The sequence below is a fragment of the Pseudomonas sp. A214 genome (assembly GCF_900156295.1).
GTDB classification, from domain to species: Bacteria; Pseudomonadota; Gammaproteobacteria; order Pseudomonadales; family Pseudomonadaceae; genus Aquipseudomonas; species Aquipseudomonas rhizophila.
In genome coordinates this window covers 1,980,387-1,992,872 of record NZ_LT707062.1, presented here as the reverse complement: position 1 = coordinate 1,992,872, position 12,486 = coordinate 1,980,387, and the positions used below count along the sequence as shown (strand labels likewise).

Below are 12,486 nucleotides of genomic sequence, written 5' to 3'. Positions count from 1 at the left end.
ATCACCTAAACCTCTGAATCCCAGATCACCGTCACATTGCCTATGTAACTCTTGGCTTCCCCAGCTAGCATTTCCTCAACCTGATTGCGGCCGACTTCGAAATGCAGGGTGCCCGGCTTGCGGTCGATGTAGTGCCCCGGCTGGAACAGTTCGGTGCCGCTGCCGTCGAGGTAGAGCCGACGGCGGTTGACCGGTTGGCCGGCGGCGTCAGTCAAGCCGTTGGGCAGGGTCACGCTGACATTCACCGGCACCAGAAGGCCGGAGCTGGGTGCCCAGAGCAGGCAGGTGTTATCGCTCGTATCGGCGAATTGGCATTGCATACGCATCTTGAACCGCGATGAAGCCCAGATATGGAAGGTCTGGTCACGGAACAACCGGGTCGGTTTTTGCCCTTGGTTCAACCAGGCCTGCCAGCCGCCTTGGGGTTCGAGCACGACCTTGTTGCCGCCAGGAGGTACTTCGACCTTGAGCGTGTGTTGGACTTCGAGATTGAAATTGAGCGCAATCACCGAATCGTTCGGGATCATCACGTCACCCATGTCGAAGTCCTGGCCCGGCCCGACGCTGTAGCTCAACGTCCCAGTGTAATGACCGGCCGACATCTTCAAGGGGTTGGGGGTGCGCAGTTCGTAGGCAAAATCCAGATAGGTGTAGCGCATATCGGGCACCAGGTATTTGGCTTGTTTGGCGCAGGCGCTTTCTTGCGGCGTTTTCCAAAAAAATGCGTACGTGAGCGTGTTGTAGGTCGCAACACCACTGTAGCGGCACGGCGAAGGCGCATACACCCAACTGCCGCCCCATAGCCTGTAATGGGCCGTCTTGAGATCCTCACCCCCTCCCACCAGCTCGACAGGACTCACGCTGAGGCGATATTGCGAACCGATACCGGATACGCGCACTTCAACCTCTTCACTTTCGCCGGTGCTTGAATTGAAGACGGTTGCCGGACGCCAGTTGGCGGGCACCTTGAACATGGCGCCTTGCCGATTACTGGGGTGGTTGGCCTGAATAGGCGCGGACGAATCAAAGGTAATGGGCATCCGAATACTGAACATGCCCGTGATTTCACATTCCCTGGGGTGCTGGGAACAATACCCACTCACCGGTGTGGTATTGGTGAACTTGTTGTCCATGGGCTTCGCCGGATCAGGCCGGAAACGCGCACTGATCTCCTGGGTCAATGCATTGGCCGTCGGCATGCCTATACACAACAAGACAAAAGCCGTGGCAACGCGGCACAGCGAAACACCGCGCCCGAAGATGTTTGAACGACTCATTTCGATCCACTCCAATAAACCGCAATTGCCCTACGGCGCAATGGCATCGAACACCATGTGCACGGTGCCGAAATAATCCCCAGGCGCATACTCCTCCTCGGTCTTGACGGCGATGATTTCCAGCCCCACACGCCGACCGGGCCGGGCCTCGGCGGCCGAGACCACCTGGGCCGAATCCAGGGTCAGTTGGACGTTGTTGAACGTCACCTGCAGGTCGATGCGCTCACGGCCATTGGACAGGTAAGCCTCTTGCCCCAGACGGGCGCCAATGGCCCCGTTGATGTTCTTCACTTCGTAATTGGCCCGCAGCGGCAGGAGCCCGGAGGTCAGGGTGCTGAACAGCATCGGCTGTTCACGCTCGACCAGTTGCGGGTCGACCGGCAGCACGTGGAAGTCGATCGTCGGGATGGTGACGAAGAGTTCGAACGTTTCCCGCTCCAGCGCTGCCCACGCGGGCAAACCCGGCAGCGTCAAGGCGGTGAACAGGAGAGTACGTAACAGCGTCTTGAACATGATGATTACCTGTGGCGCCAACGGCGGTTCAGTGACGGCATACCGTCAGCCTTTGATCTCAATGGCTTTTTCCTCGCGACCTTCGATCAGGCTGAAGCGGTACTCACGCCCAGGCTCCTTGTCGAACGAAAAGGTGCGACCGGCCATGACGTGGTGCTTGGTGGTCGGCCGGCAATCGTTGTCTTTTTGCGCAGCGCAATCCTTGAACTCATCGATCACCACCACGCTGTTGCCGTTGTTGCGCACCAGGTAGCGATCGGCGCTGTCATCGATGGCGGTCTCGAAACGGGTCTCCTTGGGCCTGACAAAAAACACCGTGCCGAAGCCGGCCAGCACCTTCACCCCGGCGGCGATCCGTTCCTTCTTGTATTGCTCGCGTTCCTCGGTGCTGACGGCGAACTCGTCCTCGGCCTCCGGCACCACCGGTACGAAGCGAACCCGGAAGTACCGCTCCTTGCTGCGGTCGCCCATGAACAGCAGACGCGTGCCTTGCATGCCGTTGGCCGGCACGATCAGGCGTGCCGGGCTGGCCATCAGACCATTCCTGGCGAGTACGCCGTCCTGATCCTGCAGCGGCACCTCCAGGTAGCTGCCGTCATCGCTGTAAAGAATCTCGAGGATGTCGACCTTGACGAATGCGGTGGACGTTCCGCCGTTGAAGATCCGTTTCATGTAGGTGCTCTTGTCGCCTTCGAGATAGTCGTAGACCACCCCGACATTAATCTGCGGCCCGGCCTGGGCCATCAGCGAAAACAGCGACAAACCACACAGAACCAATAAGCGCTTCATTACTAAAACCTCATGAGTGGAAGGCGGCCGATGGCGACCGTTTCACGGAACACTGCTTGCAATGTTGAAGGGCGCACCGCGCTGGCCGGCGCGCCAGGATCAAGTTCAACCCGCCGTCTCGATCGGGTTGTTGCTGTCGGCCAGGGTGTCTGGCGTGCAGCGCAAATCACCGATCATCAACACATCGCCCTCGCTGTTGGCGTTATCCGGGTCGAGGCGGAACTGGCAAAGCAAGTCATTGCCATAGCGCACTTCAAGCGTCGGGGAGCTGGCGTTCATCTCCATGGAGAAGAAACCGTCCACCTCGCTGACTCCACGGCTGGCGTGGTTGATCACGTGATGGCCCTTGAGCGGCTGGCCCTGCGCGTCCAGCAGACGACCGAGCACGGTCACGCTTCTCATCACGCTGACTTTGCGGTAGTCCACGCCCCCTTTGTTCAAGTGATAGCGGCTGCGTGAAGGCTCTATGTTGGCCGCCGGTGGATGCACGCCGTCGAAGTCGAAGGTCAACAGGCTGTTCTGATAGGCGGTGATGGGCACGAAGTTGCGGCCGGGACGCAAGGTGGTGGTGCCACCCGTCAGGTCGTCGGCGAGCAGGACGATGTCGTCCAGGTCGGTTTCCACATCCACGATCATGCCCGCGCCGCCACTCTGGGGCAGGCCGGTGAAGGCGACTTTCTGGCCACCCACGGCCACCGTGCTGCTCAGGTTCAAGCCACCGGTGAGGTTGTCGTTGTAGGAAGAGCGCTGGATGAAACCGTCGCCGTACACCGTATCGGTGTCGAAACTGGCGAGGCCGGACAGACCCACGCCATAGGTATCGGCCAGTACCGTGGCGGACACGCTTTGCAGCACGTGATCCTGCAGGTCCCGGCGATAGCTCAGCGACCCATTGTTGTCCCGCGTTCCGTCACGGGATGTGCGGGTGCCGATACTGCCTGACCAATACTCGCCCGGCCCGCCCAAGGCCACGCTGACGCTCAGGTCCACGCCGCGATTTCGTCGATCGGCGGTACTGGAGGTGCCCGGACGGTCGAACACCGACCACCGCCAGTTGGCATCGCTGCCGCCAAGCTTGCCACGCTGGGTCCATCCCAGGTCCACACCGGCGCCCTCGACATTGCCTTCGCTGTAGAACAGCCGCCCGTTGATCGACGACTTGTTGCTCAGTCGATGGGAGACCGACAGCGACGAATTGCTGGTCTGGCCGACGAACACGTCGCGCTGGCGGATACGAGTGCCGTCAGGCAGGATTTCGTAAGTGTTGCGCGTGTCCAGCCAACTGCGGTTATGGCTGGCTACCACACTGCCCAGACCGTAGCTGTACAGCGCCTGCAGGTCCATGCCGGTGCCGTATTGCTCGGTCTGGTAAACGTTGGCAAAGAGGCTGGTGTTGTTGGGCAGCGTCCAGTCCACCGAGGTGCCGTACTGCAGCTTGTCCTGCACCTGGCGCGTGGAAAGCCCCAACACCACTCGCGGGTGCAGCAAGTAATTGAGACCGACCCCGGCAGTCGTGAAGCCCGAGGGTTGATCGTCCCAGTTGCTCAGCAGTTTGGTTTCACGGCCGGCAAACAGGTTGTAGCGCCAGCGATCATCGGCGCTGCGCCAGTTGTTGGGCTTGTAGACCAGCTCCTGGGACGTGGCGGTGGTCTGCCCGTCTTCAATCAGCCGCACTTCCACTTCATAGATGCCGCCAGGCAATGGCCGGGTATCCAGGCTCTGCAAGCCGGCGCTGACGGCCTGGGTATTGAGCAACAGGCCGTTGCGATAGATCTCTACCGCCGCCTGACGACTGGCGGTGACATAAATGGGGTACACGCTGGGCTTGGGATTATTGATCACCAGGCTGTCGGAACTGCCGTACATGACCCCCAGCGCGGTATCCGGGTTGGCCCCGAACGAACGGATCTGACGGTTCAAACCATCGGAGCCCGGCATGAAATAACCCAGGCGCAAAAAACTGTCTTGCATCTCGCGCTGGGTGTGCAACTCATGAACGGCGTGGTAGAGCTTATCGTCCGGCCCGCCCAGGCGCGAAAGCTGCAGATCGAACGACTGGGTCCAGTTACCCACGCTGGAACTGGCATTGAGGCCATAACGCCCGCCCGTATCCTGCTCCTGACCACCGTTGAGATTGAGTTGGTTATTGACGATCAAGCCCAGACTGCCCCCCTGTGGCTGATCGTAATAACGTTTCTCCACGCTGCCGCGCTCCACTTTTTCAGTGAGGATCGACACCAGTGAATGTTCAAGGCTGTAATGCACCGCCAGCAGCCCCGCCGTGCATTTGGCTTCGCAGGCACCCAAGGCGCGCCCCTGTTTGAGCAGTTGCTCCCATTGCCCGCGCTCGACGGGCGGGATCGGGCTGTCCTGGGTGTCGGTGAATTCGAGCAAGGTAATACGATCATCGCGTGTCAACACCACCATGGCTTCGCCGAGGTACTGTTGATCGAGTTCCATACGAACCGCCAGAGGCACATCGAAAAAGTGGGCTTCAAACTCCTCCGGTAGCCCCTTGGCCTGGGACAACAGACTTCTGGGCGTCGTACCCGGGGCGGTCGGCGCAGCCAATGCACTGGCGCACAACAACAGCGCCAGCGCACCCACGATGGGTGTCATCGCAAACATCAATGGATTCTCATATCAGCAAACTATCGGGACGTTCCAGGTACAGGCCGGCCGGGCGGCCGACCTGCGTTCATGCCCGCAGGACGAGAAAAGCCTCATCGGGCAGTGAAGGGTTTACGGGCGAGGCACCGCGTCGAAGATCACGGTGAAGTCGGCGGTGTATTGACCGACCTGGCTCTCCAGAGGCACGGTCGAGGCCATGATGAGCATGTCGGCCTGGGTACCTGGAGTGGATGCCGCGTCAGTCACCACTTCCTGAGGAAACTCGGTCAGGGTGACATTGTTGAACCGGGTCAGCAGCGGAATGGCGTCCGTACCATTGGTCAGCGAAGCCTGGCCGCCCAGGATATAGGCATGCACCGAACCGTCGGTGTTCTTCACGTCGAAGGTCTGACGCAAAGGGCTCAAGGAGTTGGTCACCGGGTTGTAGTGCATGACTTCATCCTTACCGAAGTCAGGGTTGCGTGGCAGTACATGGAACTGCTTGGTGGGGATCGTCGCGGTGATATGAATAGAGGAGCGAGCATCGTCCAGAGCGAAGACCAGCGAGGAACTCAGGGCAGCGGCGACCAGAGCAGTACCGGATACGATTTGTTTGAGCATGTTTGACACCTGTTCATAGCATAAAGAGAAGGCTTGAAGTTGCAGACCCACTACAGCCTGGCCTGACCTCAACGCCGGAGCATGATCCACTCTCTTTAATTAAAAATAAGCAGGCCTATTCCCAAAAGCACGTAGCCAAACCGCCATGCGCAATAACGAAAAATACACTGTTTTATATAAAACCGAAGTTTGGATGTAAGAAACAACCCACACCTGCAAGTCACACCCCGGATTTAAAACTGCAAATGCAGACAGTTGCCTACTTTGCCGCCCGTACAGGCAAGGGATTCGGGTAAGGTCTTATCTTTTTCAAACAATTGGAACCCGACTTCGATATATCTTAGTTCCAAGATATATCGAGGGTCAAAGATATATCTACGGATAAAGATGTATCTCAGTTCTATCTTATGCAGAACGGAGAGCAGGCATATGACAGTCCCCCCTTCCCATCCCAGCCGAAAACACGATGAACACGATGAACACGATGGTTTCGAACGTCGACCCGCAGGCCGTGGGCGTGGTAGCCGGGGCCCCCGGGTCTTCGCCTCCGGTGACCTGAAATTGCTGTTGCTCGCGCTGATTGGCGAGCAGCCCTGCCACGGCTACGACTTGATCCGCCGGATCGAAAACATGTTCGACGGCGCCTATAGCCCCAGCCCCGGCGTGATTTATCCGACGCTGACCTTCCTGGAAATGGGCGTTTTGATCGCCGGCAACGCCGAAGGTGGAAAAAAACGCTACAGCGTGACCGACGCCGGACGTCTATTCCTTGAAGACCAGGCCCCGGCGTTGAATGAGGTACGCATGCGCATTGAAGCGAGCAAGCGCTCCCTGCGCGGCCAAGACCGCCCCCCGGAAATCCACGAAGCGGTGTATAACCTGCGCAATGCGCTGCACAAACACCATGGCCGGTGGAGCCCGGAAGAAACCCTGCGGATTCGCGACCTGCTCAACAACACCGCCAAAGCCATTATCGACGGTCCCGACCGTCCACCTGTTTCGGAGTCCAGCCAATGACTGAAGTCGATCAAAACACCATTCACCGTGTCAGCCACGAGATCAAGCGCCGCCGCCTGCAAGTGTTGCGAGTGCAGGACCTGACTCCGCGCATGCGCCGCATCACCCTGGGCGGGCCGGAACTGGCCGGGTTCACCAGCCTCGGCAGCGACGATCACGTAAAACTGCTGTTCCCACAGAACGCCGAGGAACACGCCGCCCTGGAAAATTTCGCCCCCGGCGCTGGCAAGGATCAGGGCCCGATGCCGCAAATGCGCGACTACACCCCGCGCCGTTATGACCTGCAGACGCTGGAGCTGGACATCGACTTTGTGCTGCATGGCGATGGGCCTGCCGCGACCTGGGCGACCCAAGCGACGCCCGGGCAATACCTCAACATCGCCGGGCCAAGGGGCTCGATGATTGTCCCGGACATCTTCGACCACTACCTGCTGATCGGCGACGAAACCGCCCTGCCCGCCATCGCCCGTCGCCTGGAAAACCTGGCGGCCAACCGGCGTGCGCTGGTGGTGGTGGAAGTGGAAAACGGCGCCGAGCAGCAAATCCTTCACAGCCCCGCGCAAGTACACGTGATTTGGGTGCTGCGCGAAGGCCGCCAGAACAATCTGCTGACCACCGTGCGCCACCTGGAAATGCCCGGCGGCAAGCTGTACGCCTGGGTCGCCACCGAGAGCAAGGTGTCGCGACAGATTCGCAAGGTGTTGTTGGAGGATAAAGGGTTGGATCAGGATTTTGTGAAGGCGGTGGGGTATTGGAAGGCGGATGACAGCGAGGAGGAATGAGGTGCGGCGTGCTGGCCTGCTAAAGTACCCTGCACCCACTGACCGAACACAACCTGTGTGGGAGCAAGGCTTGCCCGCGATGAAGGCAATGAGGTCTTTCAGAAAGCGAGGCGCCTGCATCGCGAGCAAGCTTTGCTCCCACAGGGCTTTCGTCGCTCTTGAATACTTGATTTACACCCCACCAGGTACCCCGATCCATGCTTTTCCTGATCGCCTATATCAGCAGCGTCGTGCTGATCAACTTCGCGTTTTCCGCCGCGCCGCACCTGGACATCATCTGGTCGGCCTGGGGCGGGCTGGTGTTTGTCCTGCGCGACATGGTGCAAACTCGATTCGGCCACGGCGCCATCGTGGCGATGCTGGTGGCGCTGGTGTTGTCCTACGTCACCTCCGACCCGACCATTGCCCTGGCCAGCGCCACGGCGTTCGCGGTATCCGAATGCATTGACTGGCTGGTGTTCTCCATCACCAAGCGTCCGCTGCATGACCGGTTGTGGATCAGTTCGGCCCTGAGCATTCCCCTGGACACCTTCATTTTCTTCGGCATGATCGATGCCCTGACACCGGCTGTGGTGATCACCGCGCTGGTCTCGAAATTTGCCGGGGTCACGGCAGTGTGGCTGATCATGGCCTGGCGTTTGCGCAAACAGGCCGTCACCGGCTGAAGCCAAAACCTGCGGTTCATGTAAAATGCCGCGCTTTCTCCCCATGGGAAGCTCGCCCGGCGCGCGACCCTCGATGCTCCGCTCCTGTTTGAGGACCTTCAGATGACCCGTATCGGAACTCCATTGTCGCCCACCGCGACCCGCGTTTTGTTGTGTGGCAGCGGTGAACTGGGCAAGGAAGTGGTAATCGAACTGCAGCGCCTGGGCGTTGAAGTGATTGCCGTGGATCGCTACGCCAACGCGCCGGCCATGCAAGTGGCCCATCGCAGCCATGTGATCAACATGCTCGATGGCGCGGCCCTGCGCGCGGTGATCGAGGCCGAGAAGCCGCACTTCATCGTGCCGGAAATCGAAGCCATCGCCACCGCCACGCTGGTGGAACTGGAAGCTGAAGGCTTCACCGTGATCCCCACCGCTCGTGCCGCGCAACTGACCATGAACCGCGAAGGCATCCGGCGCCTGGCCGCCGAAGAGTTGGGTCTGCCGACCTCGCCGTATTTCTTCGCCGACACCGTGGAAGACTACCGCAAGGCCGTTGAAACCCTGGGCTTCCCGTGCGTGGTCAAGCCGGTGATGAGTTCCTCGGGCAAGGGCCAGAGCCTGCTGCGCAGTGCCGATGACGTGCAGAAAGCCTGGGACTACGCCCAGGAAGGCGGCCGTGCCGGCAAGGGCCGGGTGATCATCGAGGGCTTCATCGATTTCGACTATGAAATCACCCTGCTTACCGTACGCCATGTTGGCGGCACCACCTTCTGCGCACCGGTCGGTCACCGCCAGGAAAAAGGCGACTATCAGGAATCCTGGCAGCCCCAGGCCATGAGCCCGGTGGCCCTGGCTGAATCCGAGCGCGTGGCTAAAGCCGTGACCGAGGCCTTGGGTGGTCGCGGCCTGTTTGGCGTCGAGCTGTTCATCAAGGGTGACCAGGTGTGGTTCAGCGAAGTCTCGCCGCGCCCACACGACACCGGCCTGGTGACGCTGATTTCCCAGGACCTGTCGCAGTTCGCCCTGCACGCCCGCGCCATCCTCGGCCTGCCGATTCCGCTGATCCGCCAGTTCGGCCCATCGGCCTCGGCGGTGATCCTGGTGGAAGGCCAGTCGACCCAGACCGCTTTCGCCAACCTCGGCGCAGCCCTGGCCGAACCGGACACCGCCCTGCGCCTGTTCGGTAAACCGGAAGTCAACGGCCAGCGCCGCCTGGGCGTGGCCCTGGCGCGAGACGAGTCCATCGACGCCGCCCGCGCCAAGGCGACCCGGGCTTCCCAGGCCGTCAAGATCGAGTTGTAAGCAGTATCGCTTGCCTCATGGTGATCTGTGGGAGCAAGGCTTGCCCGCGATGAACGATAACGCGGTCCAACTGAAGACCAGGGCGCCAGCATCGCGAGCAAGCTTTGCTCCCACAGCTAACTTGGGATGACATTGGGCTAAAGAAAAAGGCGACACCCGCAAAGGTGTCGCCTTTTTCATGAGCGCCAGTTTACCCCAGATCGTTCCCACGCTCAGCGTGGGAACGCCGCCAAGGACGCTCCGCGCTCCGCTTCTGAAACGGTGACGCAGAGCGTCGGAGGATGCATTCCCACGCAGGAGCGTGGGAACGATCACTCCCGCTTAATCCGGCAGTTTATAGGCGATCACATAGTCACCCTGCTTGGTACCCAGGGAACCATGGCCACCGGCGACGACCAGCACGTATTGCTTGCCGTCCTTGCCGGTGTAGGTCATCGGCGTGGTTTGGGCGCCCGCTGGCAGGCGGCCTTCCCACAGTTGCTTGCCGTTTTTCACGTCATAGGCACGCAGGTACTGGTCGAGGGTACCGCTCAGGAACGCCAGGCCGCTGGCGGTGGTGAAGGCGCCGCCCAGGCTCGGTACGCCCATGCTCAGCGGGATCGGTACCGGCGAGCTATCACGCACGGTGCCGTTCTTGTGCATCCACAGAGTTTTGTTGTTGGTCAGGTCAACGGCCGCCACATAACCCCAGGCCGGTGCCTGGCAAGGCAGGCCCATTGGCGAAAGCAGCGCTTCGAGGATCACGCCATACGGCGCGCCTTTGTTCGGCTGCACGCCTTCGGTCTCGCTCTTGCGCCCCGGACCGCCGGCCACTTCGGCCGCAGGAACCAGTTTCGACTTGAACGCCATGTAGCTCGGATTGACGAAAGCGATCTGGCGTACCGGATCAACCGAAATACCGCCCCAGTCAAACACACCGAAGTTACCTGGGTAGACGATCGAGCCTTGCAGCGACGGCGGCGTGAACATGCCTTCGTAGCGCAGCGACTTGAAGTCGATCCGGCACAGCATCTGGTCGAACGGGGTCACGCCCCACATGTCGCGTTCCTGGAGGACCGGCGGCACGAAGTTCAGGTCGGACATCGGCTGGGTCGGCGAGGTGTAGTCACCCTCTACCGCGCCTTGCGGCACCGGGATCTCCTTGATCGGCACGATCGGCTGACCATTGCTGCGGTCCAGCACGTAGATGCTGCCCTGCTTGGTCGATGCCAGTACCGCCGGCTTCACGCCATCGGCGGTTTTCAAGTCCATCAGCGTCGGTTGCCCGCCCACGTCCATGTCCCACAGGTCGTGGTGGGTGAACTGGAAGTACCAGCGCACCTTGCCTGTGGCGATATCCAGCGCGGTCAGGCCGGCGGCGTATTTCTCCGATTCTGGTGTACGGAAACCACCGAACTGGTCGGGCGTCTGGTTACCCATCGGCAGGTAGAGCATGCCGAGTTTTTCATCGACGCTGAACATGGACCACATGTTCGGCGAGTTACGGGTGTAGGTCTGGCCTTCGGCAATCGGCGTAGTGTCGTCCGGGTTGCCGCTGTCCCAGTTCCACACCAGCTCGCCGGTGTGCACGTCATAGGCGCGGATGACCCCGCTTGGCTCGTCGGTGGAGACGTTATCGGTGACGTGGCCACCGATCACCACCAGGTTCTGGGTCACGGCCGGTGGCGACGTGGAGTAGTAACCGCCGGCCGTGAAGCCGCCAATGTTGGCGGTCAGGTCGACCTGGCCCTTGTCACCGAAGTCTTCACACATCTTGCCGGTGTCGGCGTTCAGCGCGATCAGGCGCGTGTCGGCGGTCGGCAGGAAGATCCGGCGTGGGCACACGGTGCTCGCCGGCGTGGTGCTGGCCGCGCCGGTCGGGCTCTGCTCGGCCGAGGCGTACACCGCGTCATCGTGATAGGTCACGCCGCGGCAGGTCATGTGGGCCCAGCCCTTGAAGTTTTCCGCTTTCTGCGTGGAAAGCTTCGGATCGAACCGCCAGATTTCCTTGCCGGTTTCAGGCTCCAGAGCAATCACCTGGCTGTGGGGCGTGCACACGTAGAGCATGCCGTTGACCTTCAGCGGTGTGTTTTCCGCCGTGGTCTCACCCGGGTCGTTCGGCCCTGGCAGGTCGCCAGTGCGATAGGTCCAGGCCGGTTCCAGCTTGCTGACGTTCTCGGGGGTGATCTGCGCCAGGGGCGAATAACGGTCACCATGGGCACTGCGGCCATAGGAGTTCCAATCCCCGTCCGGCATCGCCGGGGCGGTGTTGGTCATGCCAGGCACGCTGTCGCGGTCCAGTTGGCCCTCGATTTCACCCGGATTGGTGAACTGGCTGGCGAGCGCGGTGATGCCGGCAATGACCACGGCGGCGCCCAAAGCACGGGTGCCCATGGGCGAAGCGTCGGGGGTCAACAGTGGACGGCGGAACCACGGCAGCAACATGACGATGCCCAAGGCAAACAGCATTGCCAGGCGCGGCACCAGTTGCCACCAGTCCAGGCCCACTTCCCACAGCGCCCACACGGTGCTGGCGAACAGCACCAGCGCGTACAGGCCCAGGGCTGCACGCCGGGCCATGATCAGCAGCACGCCGGTCAGCGCCAGGCCGATACCGGCCAGCAGGTAATACAGCGAGCCGCCAAGCGTGCTCAGCTTGATTCCCCCCGCCAACAGGGCCAGGCCCATCAATAGAAGCAGAATGCCGAGCAGGCTCGGTAGCAGACGGCTTCGACTCATAGCACCCTCAGTGCTCATAGTGTGATTCTCCGTGAGGTTTTAAGGAGTCCCGCGCAAGTAGTCACTGTAGATGACGATCTTGAGGGGGCATGGTTCAGTTGAAAGAGGTAATTGGGTTGAAGCGGTTGCTGTGGGAGCGAGCCTGCTCGCGATGGCGGCGTGACAGTCGACTTCAATGTTGGATGTGAAATCGCTATCGCGAGCAGGCTC

At 60.8% G+C, this 12,486-nt stretch carries 10 protein-coding genes; 4 read left to right on the top strand and 6 right to left on the bottom strand.

Going from position 1 to position 12,486, the window contains the following annotated elements; genetic code table 11:
* Positions 1–5: 5 nt before the first annotated feature.
* The 5 genes from BW979_RS09015 to BW979_RS08995 all read right to left on the bottom strand — a co-directional run bounded on the left by BW979_RS09015 (position 6) and on the right by BW979_RS08995 (position 5,810).
* Positions 6–1,277, bottom strand: coding sequence for a hypothetical protein (locus tag BW979_RS09015; RefSeq protein WP_076383643.1), 1,272 nt, complete (start codon positions 1,275–1,277; stop codon positions 6–8).
* Between the two features lie 30 nt (positions 1,278–1,307).
* Positions 1,308–1,790: a CS1 type fimbrial major subunit gene (locus tag BW979_RS09010; RefSeq protein WP_047228905.1), complete on the bottom strand. Its 483-nt coding sequence runs from the start codon at positions 1,788–1,790 to the stop codon at positions 1,308–1,310.
* A gap of 45 nt (positions 1,791–1,835) precedes the next feature.
* Complete coding sequence (locus BW979_RS09005; RefSeq protein WP_047228904.1) at positions 1,836–2,579, bottom strand: pilus assembly protein; 744 nt, start codon at positions 2,577–2,579, stop codon at positions 1,836–1,838.
* A gap of 105 nt (positions 2,580–2,684) precedes the next feature.
* The gene (locus BW979_RS09000) at positions 2,685–5,207 is read right to left on the bottom strand and encodes a TcfC E-set like domain-containing protein (protein ID WP_076383642.1); all 2,523 of its coding nucleotides are present in this window, start codon (positions 5,205–5,207) and stop codon (positions 2,685–2,687) included.
* A 114-nt stretch (positions 5,208–5,321) separates the two neighbouring features.
* Entirely contained in the window at positions 5,322–5,810 is a 489-nt protein-coding gene (locus BW979_RS08995) for a CS1 type fimbrial major subunit (protein ID WP_047228902.1), read from the bottom strand.
* Positions 5,811–6,239: 429 nt separating this feature from the next.
* Between BW979_RS08995 and BW979_RS08990 the strand changes: the two genes are divergently transcribed.
* From BW979_RS08990 to purT, 4 genes are all read left to right on the top strand, one after another.
* Positions 6,240–6,827 (top strand): PadR family transcriptional regulator, encoded by a 588-nt coding sequence (locus BW979_RS08990; RefSeq protein ID WP_076383641.1) that lies wholly within the window; start codon positions 6,240–6,242, stop codon positions 6,825–6,827.
* Positions 6,824–7,609 carry a siderophore-interacting protein gene (locus tag BW979_RS08985; RefSeq protein ID WP_076383640.1) on the top strand — a complete coding sequence of 262 codons (786 nt, stop codon included), beginning with the start codon at positions 6,824–6,826 and terminating at the stop codon, positions 7,607–7,609. Before BW979_RS08990 ends, BW979_RS08985 begins: the two co-directional genes overlap by 4 nt.
* A 197-nt stretch (positions 7,610–7,806) precedes the next feature.
* Entirely contained in the window at positions 7,807–8,274 is a 468-nt protein-coding gene (locus tag BW979_RS08980) for a preQ0 transporter (protein WP_047228899.1), read from the top strand.
* A gap of 102 nt (positions 8,275–8,376) precedes the next feature.
* On the top strand, positions 8,377–9,558 hold the full coding sequence (gene purT, locus BW979_RS08975; protein WP_047228898.1) for a formate-dependent phosphoribosylglycinamide formyltransferase: 1,182 nt from the start codon (positions 8,377–8,379) through the stop codon (positions 9,556–9,558).
* Between the two features lie 321 nt (positions 9,559–9,879).
* On the opposite strand, the gene BW979_RS08970 is transcribed toward purT, so the two are convergent.
* Positions 9,880–12,294: a glucose/quinate/shikimate family membrane-bound PQQ-dependent dehydrogenase gene (locus tag BW979_RS08970; RefSeq protein ID WP_047228897.1), complete on the bottom strand. Its 2,415-nt coding sequence runs from the start codon at positions 12,292–12,294 to the stop codon at positions 9,880–9,882.
* Positions 12,295–12,486 lie beyond the last annotated feature (192 nt).